This is a genomic window from Treponema vincentii, assembly GCF_010365865.1.
GTDB lineage: Bacteria > Spirochaetota > Spirochaetia > Treponematales > Treponemataceae > Treponema.
Genome location: NZ_CP048020.1, coordinates 473,020 through 489,810 on the forward strand (window position 1 = coordinate 473,020; position 16,791 = coordinate 489,810).

The window sequence follows — 16,791 nt, forward strand, 5'->3', positions numbered from 1 at the left end:
ATTATGGTCTTATATAGCACGCGAAGGAAAATGGCTTGTATTTATTGATTTTCTGCAGAAGATTTTTCAGAATTTGAAATTATACCAGCCTCTTGAGTGTCAACTGCCGCTGAGTTATCTTTTTCAGCTTGTGTTGCTGCCGTCTGACTGTCTTTTTCAGCCTGTTTTGCAGCGATGGCTATTTGTAGCTGCTTTTGCCGGTTTTCTTCAAGCTGATTCGTATCGTTAAAAAAGCTATATGCCTTTTTTATATCGTCGTAATGAAACGGGATACTGTCGATATAGTCGTCTACGGTCAATTTCCCATCGAGGGTCTCTACTTGGAAGCCTTCAAGCAACAGGTATTTTTTTCCGTCCTTCAGCAAAAAGTTGAACCGTACATGGTTTGCAATTTTTCCTTTGGCAATGAGCCTACTTATCGTCTCTTTAGATGATGCATAGACATAGAGGGTCGTTTCACCAAGGTAACGCTGTCCGTTTTGCCTATGCTGGGAATCGGCTATATTGCTTATGGTAAAAAAGCGGTCGAGTATGGTCTTCATTCCGTTGTTTACGGAAAAATCAAACCGATAGGTATACAGCATTGTATCGACTTTAAAACTGATAAAATCGTCTTTTGCTTTGGGCATTACGCAACAATCAATAGCGTAGACAACGTCAAACTGATGATTTGTCGTATTGACTGTAACACCTGCAGCGACCGGTTCCGTATACAATGCCTTAGAGGGTAGCGTTGTGCAGGCTGTAAGGCAGAATGCGCAAACAGCCGCTGGAATCCAAACTGTTTTTAAAAAGTTATTCATAATATCCTCCTTTGGTCGATAAGTGCTGTTAATCAGAATTCATCATAATCAGTACATTCTCAATTTTTCCAATTATATTATATAAGTAGAAAATTTTTGTGGAAGCAGATTGCTACCCCATCAGCCCCATTAGCCGCGCTTGCAGTCCCTTGCTCTTTGCGACCTTCCGCATTGTTTGGCGGGTCTTTTCAAACTGCTTTAACAGCTTGTTTACTTCGGCGACGGATGTACCGGATCCCTTTGCAATGCGTTTGCGGCGGGGCGGCCCAATGATGTAGTGATTTTCCCGTTCTTTGAGCGTCATCGACTGGATAATCGCCTTTTGCCGCTTAAAGCCTGCTTTGTCGATATCCTCGGCGGAAATTTGACCGGCAAGCCCGGGCATCATATCAAGCATGGATTCAATCGAGCCCATCTTTTCGACATTTTCAAGCTGGTCGAGCATATCGGAAAGGGTGAACGTTTCCGTCGCCATCTTTTTCTGCAAGCGGGCGGCTTCTTCCGCATCGATATTTTCCTGCGCTTTTTCGACGAGCGAAACAATATCGCCCATACCGAGGATTCTGCCGGCAATACGATCGGGATAGAACGGTTCAAAATCTTCGATTTTTTCGCCGACACCGACATACAGGATAGGCTTGCCGGTTACGGTTTTTAACGATAACGCCGCACCGCCGCGAGCATCGGAGTCGAACTTGGTTAAAATAACGCCGGTCAGCCCCGCCTGTTCATCAAAGGCTTTGGCGACCTCGGCAGCATTTTGTCCTGTCATCGCATCGGCGACGAGGAGGGTTTCTACCGGATTGACCGCCTTTTTTACCGCGGCGATCTCCTGCATCATCGCTTCGTCGATTTGCAGCCGTCCCGCCGTATCGACGATAACGGTATCAAAGCCGTTTTTCCGTGCATAGGTAACCGCGTTTTGTGCAACCCGTACCGCATCCTTGGTGTCTTCTTTATATACGGGGACGTCGATACGTTCTCCTAATGAGGAGAGCTGTTCCACAGCTGCGGGACGGACGAGGTCGCAGGCAACGAGCAGCGGTTTACGGCCTTCTTTCTTTAAACGGGCTGCCAGCTTCGCAGCGGATGTCGTTTTACCGGAACCCTGCAAGCCGAGGAAAAGGATAACCGACTGGGTGTCGGGGCCTTTCAGTTGCAAGCTTTTCTTTTCATCGCCTAAAAACGACAGGATTTTATCGTGGACAATCTTGATAAACTGCTGACCGGGATTAACCGATTTTAATACGGTTTCTCCCTTTGCTTCTTCGATTGTTGCATTGATAAAACGGCGTACTACGCGGAGGTTGACATCCGCTTCGAGCAGCGCAATTTTTATTTCCTCTACCGCTTCTTCAATATTTTTTTCGGTAATGGTTGCCTTGCCGCTTATCTTGCGGACAATGCCGCTAAACGTATTGGTAATTTTCTCAAGCATTTTTCATCCTTATTCGTACGGGGTGTTGATTCATGCGGGGGACGCTGATTGAGTGTTAAAAGGTGTCCAATATTTATCAGCTAAAGTAAATGGACTGAACCCCCGCTCTTGTTAAAACCAATCTTTATTGCCGTCTTCCCAGCTGAAAAATTCTTCCGGCTGAAAAAACAGGCTAAGTTCCCGCGCAGCGCTTTCGGCAGAGTCCGACGAATGGACAACGTTGATATTGGTATGCAAGGCATAATCGCCCCGGATGGTTCCCGGCTCCGCATTCAAAACCTTTGTTGCTCCGCAGAGTTTCCGCACAATCGCAACGGCATCATCTCCCTCAAAGGCCATCGCAACTACGGGGCCGGAGGTGATATACTGTACCAATTCACCGAAAAACGGCTTATCGGCGTGTTCGGCATAATGTTTTTTCGCAAGCTCCGGACTGATACGCATCAGCTTTAAGGCAACCAGTTTGAGCCCTTTTTTTTTTTCAAAGCGGCTTAGCACTTCTCCTGCAATCCGCCGCTGCACCACACCCGGCTTCATCATTACAAATGTTCTTTCCATAATCTCTTTTCTCCCATTTTTGGTGATGTCTTAAAAGTGTTTTCCTTTTCGACATTCCCCTTAATTGACACTCACTTTTTCCAGCTTCCAGATATCCCGCACATAGTCTTCGATGGTACGGTCTGAACTGAACTTACCCGATCGGGCGATGTTCAGAAGGCACATTTTAGCCCATTTCATCTGGTTGCGATAGTATTCGACAATTCGCTCCTGCGCTGCTGTGTATGCATCGAAGTCCGCCAGTACGTAATAGACGTCCGGCCGCTGACCTTCCACGCCGTATACCAGCGAATCATACAATTCTCTAAAGCTGTTGTCAAAGGGCGGCGTATACGTCCCGTCGATAAGCTGGGTCAGCGCTCTCGCCAATGCAGGATTGCGGTTCAGGTATTCTTGCGGATTATAGCTGTGCTCGTGCTCGATTTTTTGAATCTCATCGGCGGTGATACCAAAAATAACGGCGTTTTCAGCACCTACTTCTTCCACAATTTCGATATTGGCGCCGTCCAGTGTTCCGAGCGTGATTGCACCGTTCAGCATAAACTTCATGTTGCCGGTTCCCGATGCTTCCTTACCCGCAGTGGAAATCTGTTCGGAAATATCCGAGGCGGGGAAAATCTTTTCGGCAGTCGAGACGCAATAGTTTGCCGCAAACACAACCTTTAATTTTCCCCGTACACGGTGATCATTGTTAATGCGGTCGGCGACAGTATTAATCAACTTAATGATGAGCTTTGCCCGCCGATAGCCCGACGCCGCTTTTGCGCCGAAGATAAAGGTGTGCGGGATAGGATCATACGTCGGGTCTTCGATAATTCTGTTATAGAGCGTCATCACATGCAGGATGTTTAAGAGCTGTCGCTTGTATTCGTGGAGCCGTTTTATCTGCACGTCAAAAATCGAGTTCGGATCGATCACAACACCCTGTGTCTGCTTGAGGAATTCCGCAAGCCGCTCTTTATTGTGTTTTTTTATCGCGATTAATTCCTGTAGTGCTTCCTGATTATCAGCCAGTTTTTCAAGCTGCCGCAGCTGGGTAAGGTCTTTAATCCAGCCGTCGCCGATATGTTTCGTGATAAAGGCCGAAAGCGCGGGGTTCGCAGTTAAAAGCCAGCGGCGCTGCGTAACGCCGTTTGTCTTATTGTTAAATTTCTGCGGATACAGATTATACCAATCGGACAGCTCTTTGGTTTTAAGGATTTCGGTGTGCAGCGCCGCAACACCGTTGACCGAAAAGGAACCGGCAATTGCGAGCCATGCCATACGGATTTTCCCTTCGCCGATAATGGACATCTTGTTGTGTTTTTTCCAATCATTCGGGTATTTTTCCCGCAGTTCCAGCAGGAAGCGGCGGTTTATCTCTTCTACAATTTGATACACGCGCGGCAGTAAGCCTTGGAATATCTCGATCGGCCATTTTTCCAAAGCTTCCGCTAAAATCGTATGGTTTGTGTATGCAAAGGTTTGCGTAACAATCGCCCATGCCGCATCCCAGCCGAGGTGGTGTTCGTCCATCAAAAGGCGCATCAGTTCGGGGATTGCCACGACGGGGTGCGTATCGTTTAGCTGGATAACATTATAACGCGGGAAGTCGGAAAAATTTGTACCGTGTTTATGGATAAATGAACGCACTAAATCCTGTAAACTTGCAGAAGTGAAAAAATACTGCTGCTTTAAGCGGAGCGCTTTTCCCGACGGGCCGCTGTCGTTGGGGTATAATACGCGCGAAATATTTTCTGCGGAGTTCTGCTTTGCAACCGCAGCGGTGTATTCCATATTGTTAAAGAGCTGTAAATCGAATCCATTGGGAGAGGAGGCTTCCCACAGGCGCAGGCGGTTGACGGTTTTGGTGCCGTATCCGATGATCGCCATATCGTAGGGGGTTGCGATAACCTCCTCGGCATTTTCCAACCGATAGCACAGGGTGCTGTCTTCTTGCTGCGTGCATATCGGGGTGCCGCCGAAGCGCACCGTTACCGCCAAATCGTCGCGGCGTATTTCCCACGGATCACGATAACGCCGCCAATTGTCGGGGTATTCCATCTGATAGCCGTTTTCAATCCGCTGTTCAAACATACCGTACTGGTAGCGGATACCGTAGCCGTGTCCGGGGTAATCGAGCGTTGCAAGCGAGTCCAAAAAACAGGCGGCGAGCCTACCGAGACCGCCGTTTCCAAGCCCTGCATCGGGTTCTTCATCTTCAATATCCCGATACGAGGCGGAAAGCTCCGTTAAAAGTTCTTCCATTACGGCGCGCATACCGGTGTTATTCAGATTATTCGAAAGCGCCCGCCCCATCAGAAATTCGGCGGAGAAATAATACATCTGCCGTACATCAGGTTGCTCCTGCGCGGCTCTGGTTGCGGATATGTTCGGCTGGATGCTATCCATAACGCTGCTTGCTGCGGCATCATAGAGCTCACGCTTTGTTGCCTCGGATATGTCCTTGCTGAAATTCCGTTTCAACTTGCCAAGAATACTTGCCCGTAAGGTTTCTTTTAATTGAGACATAATCTACCTCGCTATTTCAGAATTAACACGACGGCTGTCGCGGCTAATACAACATATTTTTGCTGATTTTCCGACAGCGGCGCCTGTTCGGGATCGGTAAAATCTTCCCCTGCCGGATAGGATGTATCGATCAGCCGATACCAATGCTTTCCTTGTGGAGGAGGGCATATCGTTGCAGTAACGTCTAAACTACCGCCGTTTAATATGATGTAAAAGCTGTTATCATCGCATTCGGCTCTCGTTTCCGCCGCGGAACCGTCAAGAAAATACGCTAAAAACGATGAAGGTTGGTTCCAATCGGGGGTATTGCCCTGTGCATCATACCAGCTGATATCTTGCTTACGCCGGTCTCCGGATTGCGTTCCCGTTAAAAATTCCGAACGCAGGAACGCCGGATGCTGTTTGCGCAGGCGGATCAATTTTTTTACAAAGGTCAGTATGTCGGCATTGCTTTGTGTCAGCGACCAATCGAACCAGCTTATCTCGTTGTCTTGGCAGTAGGGGTTGTTGTTTCCCCGTTGTGTCCGCAGTACCTCATCTCCGGCAGTCAACATCGGGGTTCCCAGCGATAAAATGAGCGTTAGCAGGATGTTTTTTGCTTTTTGCTTCCGTAGGGTTTCGATGCGGGTGTTTTCGGTTTTCCCTTCAAAGCCGTTGTTATAGCTGCAATTAAAATCGGTACCGTCCCGATTGTCCTCTCCGTTCTCTTCGTTGTGTTTTCTATCATAGCTTAATAAATCGTAGAGGGTAAATCCATCGTGGCTGGTAACAAAGTTGATGGAATGGAAAGGCTTGCGTCCGTTGCCGGAGTACAAATCGGCGGAACCGGTTACACGTGTTGCAAGCTCCCTAGCATGGGAGGAATCGCCGCGCCAAAAGAGGCGCACATCGTCGCGGAAGCGGTCATTCCATTCCGCCCACCTGCCGCCGGGAAAATTCCCAACCTGATAGGCGCCACCCGCATCCCATGCCTCTGCGATGATCTTTGTTTTTCTCAATATGGGATCTTCGGCAATATGCTCAAGGGTAGGCGGATTATCCATCAGTTTCCCTTTTTGATCCCTGCCCAAAATGGAGCCGAGGTCGAACCGGAAGCCGTCAACATGCATTTCGATAACCCAGTAGCGCAGGCAGTCCAAGATAAAGGTCTGCACAATCGGATGATTGCAGTTGAAGGTGTTGCCGCAGCCGGAGTAATTCCGGTAATAGCGGGCGTTATCTTCTAATATATAATAGATGGTATTGTCCAAGCCGCGGAACGAAAGGGTCGGCTCGAATTCGCTGCCCTCCGCCGTGTGATTAAATACGATGTCAAGAATCACTTCGATGCCGTTTTTATGCAGCTCGCGCACCATTCGTTTGAACTCGAATACCGCACCTATGCCTTCACGGTCGGAAGCGTACGACGACTTAGGCGCAAAGAAGGCGATGGTACTGTATCCCCAGTAGTTTTTTAACACCATGCCGGTTCGAGGATTTATTCTAGTCAATTCATGCGCGTTAAATTCCTGAATGGGCAGCAGTTCAAGGCTGGTAATACCCAGCTCTTTTAAATACGGGATAGTATCGATAATACCCTGATAGGTTCCCTTGTGCTGTTGCGGTGCATTGGGATGGCACGAAAGCCCTTTTACATGCGCTTCGTAGATGATGCAGTCCTTCAACGGATAATTGAGGGGATGGTCGCCCTGCCAGTCAAAATCATCGTGAGCTACTGCGATGCACTTGGGAAAATGAGCAGGCGATTGTTTGGTTAAAAAAGCAAGGTCGCCGTCTATATGAGGGGGAGGCGTTTGCGTAGAAAAATTTCCGCTAAAAGATTCTGTGTTGGCAAGTCCTTGTGAGTATGGGTCGAGCAGATAATTGCCGGCATTAAAGCGCATTCCTTCATAAGGAGCAAACGGTCCATCAACACGGTAAAGATATAAGGCATTTTTCGGCAGTCCTTTTACAAAGACATGCCAGATATCTCCTGTTTTATTCGTTTGAGGATCAAAAGTGTATGAACAACAAGGCGCGGAATCTTCGGATTTTGCAAAGATATCCAACGTTACCGAAAAAGCATGTCGGGAAAAGACACTGAAATTTACGCCGTCGCAATAGACAGCAGCACCGGCTGGAAGCGGGCTACCCGGCAAAAATGATAGGTTTTCCATGAACGAAACGAAATGTAGCACGAAAAGTAAAATTATGCTATACTCCCGGTAAGTATCGGATAATTGCATCAGGCTATTTTTTTATATCCCGCGGAATAAAGAGGTTGTTCGACCAGAGTTGAACCTCTTCGCGGTTCAAATGGTCTCACAACCTTTTTATTCCGCGCTTTTTTCTATCTGCCTGATGTAATTATCCGTCTTTCCTAAAAGTAGTGTGAAATTTTGTATATCTACAAAATTTCACACAGAAGGATAAAAGTTATGAAGAAGATTCCGATTGTCAGTACGGTTGTAACCACAGTAGACGCGATGCAGCAGGCGTGTAAGCAGTCAAACTTCAGTATTATCTCGCAACAATTACATGATTACAGCGAAGCGCTTGCCGCTTTTCGATACGAGATGCCGGAAATTAAGATTATCGATTTCGGTGATCCGGCAGTTCATGCGGAAAAATGCCTTAAAGTGGTAAAGGATGATCCGTGGCTGCTGTTCGGGGGCGTTATTGCAATTACCGATTCACAGGATCAAAAGGCAACGTTGACGCAGCGGAAAGAGCCTAACTTTTTATTCGTTTTAACGCGCAAGGAATTTGAACAGTATGTTGCACAAATTATTAAAATTTTAAATTCACATGAACATTTTTTAGTCAATCGCGGTATGAACCATCCTGCGAATGAACTTGAGCATGGCAGCTTTATGAGTGAGACCGACCCGTTCGAAATTATGTTCTATGCAAATCTCATTTCTACCTACCTCTATAATACCGATCGTGTGAATGAGGCTGAACGGAGTGCCTTCCAAGGCGCGATGATGGAGCTGCTGTTGAATGCCGTAGAGCATGGAAATTGCAATATCAGTTATAATGAAAAATCAGAATGGCTCAAACAGGGAAAGGATGTACTTGAGCTCATCAGGATAAAACGGAAGGATCCTGCCGTTGGAACAAAAAAAGTCTTGATTACGTATGATATTTCTCCTGAACGCACGCGAATTACCATCAAAGACGATGGAAAGGGATTTGACTGGCGTTCCGCGCTTGATGCTCCTTTTGAGGCAGGGCTGCATGGCATGGGTATTAAGATGAGTCAGAGCTTCGTAAAGGAGTTGTATTATAATGATGCGGGAAATGAGGTTTCATTCGAGGTGCCGAACCAGAAAGACAGCACCAATCTGACACCGGCAATTCTGCGGGAACAAGAAACCTTTCATTTTAATCACTTGCAGGTCGTATGTCGCCAAAACGACGAAACAAATAATCTCTTTTATATTCGATCCGGCCGCTATGCGGTCTATGTGAATAATACACTGCTGACAGTGTTGACACCGGCGGATATCTTTATCGGGGAGATGGCTTTCCTCACCAATGATACGCGATCGGCAACGATTGTCGCGATCGGAAACGGTACGTTGGTTAAGGTGCCTAAGATGAAATTTATGAAGCTGATCGAAGCGTATCCCCATTACGGTATCTTTTTGTCACGACTCCTTGCAGACCGCCTCGCACGTCAATCACGCGAGAGCGCAGCACTTAAAACAGAACTAAAAGCTTTGAAGGATTGATGTTCGAATAAACACATTTACAAAAAATTGTTGCTGCGCTATACTTGCACACATGCTTTCTAAAAGTTTAACGGTGCTTGAATTACTCGATCTCGACTTAACAGAACACGATGCGCTTCACCTGCATTGCGTGTGCGGGCAAAAGGGTTTGACGCGCAGTATTACCGTTGCGGATTTAAACCGTCCCGGGCTTGCGCTGTCAGGATTTTTTGATTCCTTTGCATATCAACGTGTCCAGTTATTCGGCAGAGGAGAATGCGCCTATTTGCAAACACTTATCGAAAGCAATACTCTCGAAAATATCAAAAAAATGCTTACCTACGATATTCCTTGCTGTATCTTTTCTCATAATATCCCTCCTCCTGCCGTATTTTTAGAGCTGGTGCAGGGAACGGGATGTCCTGTGCTGCAAACCGACCTTTCCTCCAGTGCGCTTTCCGTACGGCTGATGCGCGTTCTCTCCAATGTATTTGCTCCGACAGTCGCGATACACGGTGTTCTGGTAGAAGTGTACGGGCTCGGTATTCTTATTTTAGGCGATTCGGGAGTTGGTAAGAGCGAAACGGCGCTGGAGCTTGTAGAGCGCGGGCATCGCTTGATCGTTGACGATGTAGTAGAAATCACCTGTATTAATGGTAATAGTTTGATTGGACGGGGCGCCAATAAGATGATCGGGCATCACATGGAAATACGCGGACTCGGCATTATCAATATCATGCAGCTTTACGGGGTTCGTTCCGTGCGTGAGCAAAAGCAGATACAGCTGGTTGCAAAGCTGGAAGAATGGGATTCGCATAAAGTGTATGACCGTATCGGTACCGAGGAACTTACCACCGAGATATTGGATGTAAAACTGCCGCTTTTGGAAATACCGGTAAAATCAGGGCGGAATATTCCGATTATTTTAGAAACAGCCGCGATGAACGAGCGGCTCAAAAGTATGGGCGTTTATTCTGCGAAGGAATTTAATCAAAACATTCTGCGCTGGATGGAAAGCGATACGAGCCGGGTACCGTATTATTCGGCGGATGATACCTATTAAGGAAAAACTATGGTAACAAAAAAGATTATTGTGCAAAATCGTGCCGGAATCCATGCGCGCCCCTCATCGTTGATTGTACAAACGGCAAATAAATTCCAGTCGAATATTATGTTTGAAAGAGAGAATATTACCGTCAATGCAAAATCCATTATGGGCGTGATGACGATGGCTGCAGGATATCAAACCGAGCTGACCGTTTCCGCCGACGGCGTCGACGAAGCTGAAGCGATCGCTGCACTTGAGCAGCTTTTTGCAGCAAAATTTGAAGAGGAATGACGTAACCGGATGAGTACTCCTTTATGGCTTTTTACCGGCCCCGAATTGGGGGAACGGAGCGATGCGCTTGAAGCGCTGCGGAAGAGTGCAGGAAAAAAATATGGACAACTCGACAATCATCTCTTTTATGCGGCGGATACCTCAATATCGGTGGTGTTGGATGCCGTACAGAACGGTTCCCTATTTGCGGATGCTCGGTTCGCCGTTGTAAGAAATGCGGAAGCAATCAAGAAAAAGGAAGACATACAAGCGCTTACGCAGTGGGTTGAACAGACGCCCAATGAAGATGGCGCCTTTTTAGTGTTGATTTCCGATGAAATCGGCATCGATAAAAAAATTGAAGCACTAGTACCTAAAGATCATAAAAAAATATTTTGGGAACTGTTCGAAAATAAGAAACAGGATTGGATCCGCCGTTTTTTTGCACAGTCGAGGATCAATATTGAACATGATGCTATCGATGTTTTGTTGGAGCTGGTGGAGAATAATACCGAAGCGCTTAAAACTACATGCACACATATCAGCCTCTTTTTTGAGCCGGGAACAACGCTAACGGCGGAGACTGTTGAACGTCTGCTTGCCCATAATAAAGAAGAAACGCCGTTTACGCTTTTTGATGCATTGAGCAATGCCAATTTGGAATATGCGTTGAATATCCGCCAAAAGCTGACCCTTTCCAAAGAATCTTCGCCGGTACAGCTGATTGCGGGACTTACTTACTGCTTTCGACGGCTGTGCGACTGGCATGCTCTTGTGCAAACCGGCGGGATTGACGATTTCAGTTTAAAAAAAGCAGGCTTTACGTCGAAAAAAGCGATTGACCAATACCGCCGCGCAAGCAGACAATGGAACGAACAAACCGTGTACCGTATTATATCGCTCTTAAATAAGACCGATATGCAAATCCGTACGATGGGGCAAGAACTTTCGGGAGTGCTGCTCGATACTTGCCTCTACAGCATTATTTACAATCAAGGGCGTGAATTAGCCGCATATAGTAACGCTGCACAGCTGTGCTAACTATGCGACGGTAGGGTATCTTTAATTGACACAATCGCCCGCGCAGTATACAATTCCGCAATATTTTTCGAACAATCACTAAAACACAACCTTTCGAGCCTAATTGACAGGGGCGTTTGAGTTCAAAACAGGGATGATATGAGTAAAGAACAAAACAATCAGAAATTAGTACATTGGGCGGATCAAACCGCGGAGAAGATTATACGCGAGCGCGGCGATTTGGAATCTTATACGTGCGCCTCGGGAATTACGCCGTCGGGAACCGTTCACATCGGCAACTTCCGGGAAATTATCTCGGTTGATTTAGTTGTACGTGCGTTACGCGACCGCGGCAAAAAGGTACGCTTTATTTATTCGTGGGATGATTACGATGTGTTCCGCAAAGTGCCTGAAAATATGCCGGGAAAAGAAACGCTGCAAAACTATCTGCGGTATCCCATCACAATGGTACCCGACACAACCGGCCGCGACACGTCTTACGCGCGTCATCACGAAGTAGATGTAGAGCAGGTGCTGCCGAGAGTCGGTATTCATCCCGAATTTTTATATCAGGCTGAACGGTATCGCAGCGGCATGTATGCCGAAGGGATGAAAAAAGCGCTGCAGAACCGCGACAAAATAAAAGACTGTTTAAACCGCTACCGCGATGATGAGCATAAAATTCCTGCAACGGAAGAATATTGGCCTGTCGCGGCTTTTTGCTGCAACTGCAATAAAGACACTACCGAGATCGTTTCTTACGACGGCGAATACGGATTGGAATACCGCTGCACAAGCTGCGGTCATCAGGAAAAGGCCGACTTACGCACCTCAAAGGAATTAAAACTCGGCTGGAGGGTTGACTGGCCGATGCGCTGGCAGTTTGAAAAAACGGTTTTTGAACCTGCCGGAAAAGACCATCACAGCCAAGGCGGTTCTTTCGACACGGCGCGGCTTGTCGCGGATGAAGTATATGATTGGCCTGCTCCGGTCAGCTTTCGCTACGATTTTATCGGCATTAAAGGCTTGCCGGGTAAAATGTCCTCGTCAAAGGGAAAGGTCATCAGTCTGTCCGATGTCTTGAACGTGTATCAGCCTGAAATTGCGCGGTACTTGTTTGCCGGAACGAGGCCGAACACGGAGTTTTCCATCAGCTTCGACTTGGACGTTATCAAAACCTATGAGGACTACGATAAAACCGAGCGTATCGTATGGGGTGTCGATAAGGCTAAAAACGATGAGGTGTATGCGAAAGAACGCCGCATCTATGAACTTTCGCAGGTTGAAGGGATGCCGCCGTGCATAGCCTATCAAATTCCGTTCAGACACCTCTGTAATCTTTTACAAATTAACGCCGGAGACATCGCGGCGGTCATGAAGCTTTTGCCGGATATGAAGGAAGAACAGCGGGAGCGTTTTGAAGCACGGGCGAAGTGCGCATGGTATTGGATTACCGAATGTGCGCCGGAAGACTTCCGGTTTGCACTACGTACCGACGGCGGCAAGGCGGAACTTTCTACATCCAAAACCGCTGCACTCTGCAAAATTCGCGATGAGCTGTTACCGCAGATGGACGCGCTTGATGAAAAAGCTTTTTCAACTGCGCTGTATGATGTAGCTCATGCATGCGAAATCGAACCGAAAGCGCTGTTTACCGCCGTCTATCAGGTGTTGATTGGGAAAGACCAAGGACCGCGCCTTGCAGGTTTTATGAAGATAATCGGAAAGGAACGGCTTGCACAATTGCTTTCATTTTATTAGAATACTGCGCAAATGATGGCACAAGGTTGTAATGCGGTTTTGAATGTACATTCTACTTTAAAAGACAGGCAAGAGGTATCCCATTTTTTGCCGCTTCATCCTTTGCAGCCGGTTGTTATGTTATTATTGAATTTTTTAAACGCTCTTTTTTAAGGGCGTTTTTTTTTGTGAACACGGATGGGCATCTCTAAAAACTCGGTTAGATTTTTAGAGATGCCCGACGAGTATTTTTATAAATTGTTATACTGTAATAATTTATAAAAATACATCGCAAAAAGTTTAAGGAAAACCTCTAAAAAACTGAAGTTTTTTAGAGGTTCTCGGATGCTTTAAAAAGCCGACCGCGTTTATGTATTTAATTTAATAGAGGAGTTTGATATGAAACAAGTTATTATGGAAGCGGAATCGCTTCAAGGCTATTTGACGTCGAAGGATAATGCATATCTCAAAAAATTAGATGAATTGTATAATCTGACAATGCAACAATTTACACGGCTCGATACTGCCGCGGATATAAAAGAAAAAGATGCGGCTGAAACTGAGATTATCGCATTATATGATAAAATGGGAAAGATTTTGCAGGAAATCTGTAAAGAAGTGCCTCAGCTCAAGGTGTATTCATTCATTACTGATTTTGCAAGCCATGCGGAAGCCTCTCGCGTTATGGCGAAACTGCGCAGCAGCGAAACCGGTCATAACGAATTCATCTATTATACTCAGCGCGCCTTTGAAATGCTGTTCAAACTTGCGTATAGCGGAAGCCACGAAGACAGCAAAAACTACCTTATTTCCAAAACGCCGGTTACCGTTCCCGTACAGAACTATGCCGTACATAAAATCTGCGACATCGATCATAAGATAGAAAATACCGTCATGTGTGTTATGCTGCGCGGTGCACTCCTTCCGTCGATGATTATGTCCAAGGAGATTGAAGAATATTCCTCACACGGCTATGTAACCCCGTTCGCACTGTTTAAGATTAAACGGGATGATACAAAAAAAGTTGACGATATGCAGTACGTACTCAATTTGGATATGTCGTATTTCAATTTAGAAGACTTGAACGGGAAAGACCTGATCTTTGCAGATCCGATGAATGCAACCGGCGGCAGTTTGATTACTGTTGTCAAATACCTTGAACGGCAGGGAGTGAAACCGAAATCGATCAGCTGCTTCCATGTTATCTCATCGCTCAAGGGAGCTTTGTGTGCCGCCCGCGCTTTAAAGAACTGTACGGTGTATACACTGTGGATGGATCCTGCACTGAACTCCGCCGCGTATATTCTTCCCGGGCTGGGAGATGCGGGCGATAGGATCAACGGGATTGATGAAGCTGAACATCCGCGGAATATGATTCAGCTTATTGCGGATTACGGCGCGACTATTGCAGGTTTGTATCGTCATCAGTTGAGAGCGATTGAGAATGTGGTGCTTCAAAATAAATAAGCGTATCGATGAGAGAGTGGTTCAATTGACGACGGGAGCGGTGGTTCAACGGATTACAGCTGTTAACTCCGCTGAGGACGTCTACAATATTGTCGATCGGGTACCGAAAAACAGCATACTGTTTGTTCTCCTTTTTTTTATAACCGCTGCCGGTCTGTTTGCAAAGGGTAGTGTTGATTCCGAGACGGCAAAAGCCTATTTTGAAATTGCTCAAGCCTATACCGAGATATCCAAGTACGACAAAGCGGCGGAATTTTACCTAAAGGCGGCAAAAGATCCTGCGCATAAAAATGCGGCGGAGTATAATTTGGCACGAGTGTATGGGCTGCAAGGCGATTGGGAAAAGGCAAAGAATATTTTTGAACGGCAATACAAAGAAGCGCCCGGTAATGTGTTGATTGCAAAGGCGTATGCCTACAGCCTTGCAGCAACCGGCGACGAAGCGCGCGCCTGTGAAATGTATAAAAAATTGTACGATGAGGATTCGGAAAACCCCGAAGCGGTGCTCAATTATGCCCGTATACTGATTCTTTCCAAACGGTACGACCAAGCGCTTTCTTTTATTGAGGAGATGAAAACTCGATTTACCGAAAGTAGCGAAAATAAAGCCTTTGCCGAACTGGAAGAAAATATCAAGAAAGCGCAGGAAGAGCCGGAAAAACAGAAAAAAGAACCGCAGCATCAGGAAGAGCTGAATAAAGACGGTAAAACGCAAGAAAAGCAGGATAAAGAAGAGCGGAATAAGGGCGGTACCGAAAACCGATTGGGAAAAGCCGCCTCCAATTCCAAGGCTGAACCGAGTACTAATTTTGAAAAGGCGAAGGTAGATGAAAGGTAGATGATAAGAAAAAAGCATAACAGGTTTGTCAGCAATATAGGGTTTATTCTCGCCTGCGTCGGTTCGGCTGTCGGTATGGCAAATGTGTGGGGCTTCCCCTACAAACTTGGAAGCAACGGCGGCGGCGCCTTTTTGCTCATCTATATTTTATTTGTTATTCTTTTCGGATATGTCGGGCTTTCCGCAGAATACGCAATCGGCCGCCGCAGCGGTACGGGGACGCTCGGCTCCTATGCCTATGCATGGAAGCACGGCCGCAAAGACCTTGAGGGCATCGGTAAGATAGTCGGATGGCTGCCTTTGGCGGGTTCAATTACAATCGCCATCGGGTATGCCGTTATCATCGCGTATGTACTCAAGGCTTTTACGCAGTCCGTATTGGGCAGTATTATGACGGTAGAACCCGGACAGTGGTTTGAATCCTTTGCCTTTCAGCAGTTCAGCGTTGTGCCCTATCACGCGGTTATTATTATTGTAACGCTGCTGACCATTGTGCTCGGTGCACATACAATCGAAAAAACAAATAAAATAATGATGCCGCTTTTTTTCATATTGTTTGCGGCATTGGCAGTTCGTATGGCATTTTTGCCCGGCGCTTTTGCAGGGTATACGTTTTTATTTACCCCCGATTGGAATCATTTAAAAAATCCGTCCGTGTGGATAACCGCGATGGGGCAGGCCTTTTTCTCATTATCTATTACCGGCTCGGGAATGATTGTCTACGGCGCTTATTTAAGTAAAGATCATGACTGTGTAGCGGGAGCAAAAAATACCGCACTGTTTGATACCATCGCGGCGGTTGTTGCAGCCCTTGTGATGATCCCCGCGTGCTTTGCTTATCGGATGGATCCCGCAGGCGGTCCCGGTTTGCTATTCGTTGTCCTTCCTTCCATTCTTCAAAAAATGCCCGGCGGCAGAATATTCGGTATCATCCTGTACCTTGTCGTCGTGTTCGGAGGAATTTCATCCTTGCAAAATATGCTTGAAGTGGTCGCCGAATCGCTGATGCACACGTTTAAAGGCTTAAAACGCACCGCGGTGATTACCGTTCTTGGCGTCATCACCTTCGGCATCGGTGTATTTATGGAACCCATCGCAGAAACCAAGGGCGCAATTCTCGGCGGCTGGGGCGCATGGATGGATTTGGTCTCCACATATATTATACCGATCGGTGCAGTGCTCGGCGCCGTTTCGTGGTTCTGGGTAATGAAAAAAGATGAGCTTTTGGATGAAATCAACACCGGAGCAAAGAAATGCTACGGCAACGGCTGGTACTACCTTGGTAAATACGTGTACACACTCTTCGCGCTGTTTTTGTGCGTTGTTGCATTGGTGCGCGGCGAAGGATTCTAGAGCATAGGCATAATCCGGCTGTTGATGATGTGTTCCGGCGAATGCTATGA

13 protein-coding genes are annotated in these 16,791 nt (G+C 46.7%); 8 read left to right on the top strand and 5 right to left on the bottom strand.

The genetic code is table 11. From position 1 onward, the window contains the following. Window positions 1-41: 41 nt before the first annotated feature. The 5 genes from GWP43_RS02180 to glgX form a co-directional block, all read right to left on the bottom strand. Complete coding sequence (locus GWP43_RS02180) at window positions 42-803, bottom strand: hypothetical protein (protein ID WP_162662349.1); 762 nt, start codon at window positions 801-803, stop codon at window positions 42-44. A gap of 112 nt (window positions 804-915) precedes the next feature. Continuing rightward, a complete protein-coding gene (gene ffh / locus GWP43_RS02185; protein WP_162662351.1) occupies window positions 916-2,241 on the bottom strand; it encodes a signal recognition particle protein in 1,326 nt (441 codons plus the stop codon). 111 nt (window positions 2,242-2,352) lie between these two features. After that, a complete protein-coding gene (ndk, locus tag GWP43_RS02190; RefSeq protein ID WP_162662353.1) occupies window positions 2,353-2,799 on the bottom strand; it encodes a nucleoside-diphosphate kinase in 447 nt (148 codons plus the stop codon). Between the two features lie 60 nt (window positions 2,800-2,859). Beyond that, on the bottom strand, window positions 2,860-5,310 hold the full coding sequence (locus GWP43_RS02195; RefSeq protein ID WP_162662355.1) for a glycogen/starch/alpha-glucan phosphorylase: 2,451 nt from the start codon (window positions 5,308-5,310) through the stop codon (window positions 2,860-2,862). An 11-nt stretch (window positions 5,311-5,321) separates the two neighbouring features. After that, the gene (glgX, locus tag GWP43_RS02200) at window positions 5,322-7,466 is read right to left on the bottom strand and encodes a glycogen debranching protein GlgX (RefSeq protein ID WP_162662357.1); all 2,145 of its coding nucleotides are present in this window, start codon (window positions 7,464-7,466) and stop codon (window positions 5,322-5,324) included. 261 nt (window positions 7,467-7,727) lie between these two features. Between glgX and GWP43_RS02205 the strand changes: the two genes are divergently transcribed. From GWP43_RS02205 to GWP43_RS02240, 8 genes are all read left to right on the top strand, one after another. After that, a complete protein-coding gene (locus tag GWP43_RS02205; protein ID WP_162662359.1) occupies window positions 7,728-9,026 on the top strand; it encodes a cyclic nucleotide-binding domain-containing protein in 1,299 nt (432 codons plus the stop codon). 52 nt (window positions 9,027-9,078) lie between these two features. Next, window positions 9,079-10,068, top strand: a complete 990-nt coding sequence (gene hprK / locus GWP43_RS02210; protein WP_162662361.1) for an HPr(Ser) kinase/phosphatase — start codon at window positions 9,079-9,081, stop codon at window positions 10,066-10,068. Window positions 10,069-10,077: 9 nt separating this feature from the next. Further along, window positions 10,078-10,344 (top strand): HPr family phosphocarrier protein, encoded by a 267-nt coding sequence (locus GWP43_RS02215; protein ID WP_162662363.1) that lies wholly within the window; start codon window positions 10,078-10,080, stop codon window positions 10,342-10,344. Between the two features lie 9 nt (window positions 10,345-10,353). Then, window positions 10,354-11,364 (top strand): DNA polymerase III subunit delta, encoded by a 1,011-nt coding sequence (gene holA / locus GWP43_RS02220; RefSeq protein ID WP_162662365.1) that lies wholly within the window; start codon window positions 10,354-10,356, stop codon window positions 11,362-11,364. Window positions 11,365-11,502: 138 nt separating this feature from the next. After that, window positions 11,503-13,104: a lysine--tRNA ligase gene (lysS, locus tag GWP43_RS02225; RefSeq protein ID WP_162662367.1), complete on the top strand. Its 1,602-nt coding sequence runs from the start codon at window positions 11,503-11,505 to the stop codon at window positions 13,102-13,104. Window positions 13,105-13,467: 363 nt separating this feature from the next. Further along, window positions 13,468-14,550 (top strand): uracil phosphoribosyltransferase, encoded by a 1,083-nt coding sequence (locus tag GWP43_RS02230; protein WP_414162723.1) that lies wholly within the window; start codon window positions 13,468-13,470, stop codon window positions 14,548-14,550. A 16-nt stretch (window positions 14,551-14,566) separates the two neighbouring features. Continuing rightward, window positions 14,567-15,388 carry a tetratricopeptide repeat protein gene (locus GWP43_RS02235; protein ID WP_230977932.1) on the top strand — a complete coding sequence of 274 codons (822 nt, stop codon included), beginning with the start codon at window positions 14,567-14,569 and terminating at the stop codon, window positions 15,386-15,388. After that, on the top strand, window positions 15,389-16,741 hold the full coding sequence (locus GWP43_RS02240) for a sodium-dependent transporter (RefSeq protein ID WP_230977934.1): 1,353 nt from the start codon (window positions 15,389-15,391) through the stop codon (window positions 16,739-16,741). It begins immediately after the preceding gene. Window positions 16,742-16,791: the final 50 nt, after the last annotated feature.

Coding starts and splice junctions, on each gene's coding strand:
- GWP43_RS02180 (WP_162662349.1), bottom strand. CDS start 803: ATGAATAACTTTTTAAAAACAGTTTGGATTCCAGCGGCTGTTTGCGCA.
- ffh (WP_162662351.1), bottom strand. CDS start 2,241: ATGCTTGAGAAAATTACCAATACGTTTAGCGGCATTGTCCGCAAGATA.
- ndk (WP_162662353.1), bottom strand. CDS start 2,799: ATGGAAAGAACATTTGTAATGATGAAGCCGGGTGTGGTGCAGCGGCGG.
- GWP43_RS02195 (WP_162662355.1), bottom strand. CDS start 5,310: ATGTCTCAATTAAAAGAAACCTTACGGGCAAGTATTCTTGGCAAGTTG.
- glgX (WP_162662357.1), bottom strand. CDS start 7,466: ATGGAAAACCTATCATTTTTGCCGGGTAGCCCGCTTCCAGCCGGTGCT.
- GWP43_RS02205 (WP_162662359.1), top strand. CDS start 7,728: ATGAAGAAGATTCCGATTGTCAGTACGGTTGTAACCACAGTAGACGCG.
- hprK (WP_162662361.1), top strand. CDS start 9,079: ATGCTTTCTAAAAGTTTAACGGTGCTTGAATTACTCGATCTCGACTTA.
- GWP43_RS02215 (WP_162662363.1), top strand. CDS start 10,078: ATGGTAACAAAAAAGATTATTGTGCAAAATCGTGCCGGAATCCATGCG.
- holA (WP_162662365.1), top strand. CDS start 10,354: ATGAGTACTCCTTTATGGCTTTTTACCGGCCCCGAATTGGGGGAACGG.
- lysS (WP_162662367.1), top strand. CDS start 11,503: ATGAGTAAAGAACAAAACAATCAGAAATTAGTACATTGGGCGGATCAA.
- GWP43_RS02240 (WP_230977934.1), top strand. CDS start 15,389: ATGATAAGAAAAAAGCATAACAGGTTTGTCAGCAATATAGGGTTTATT.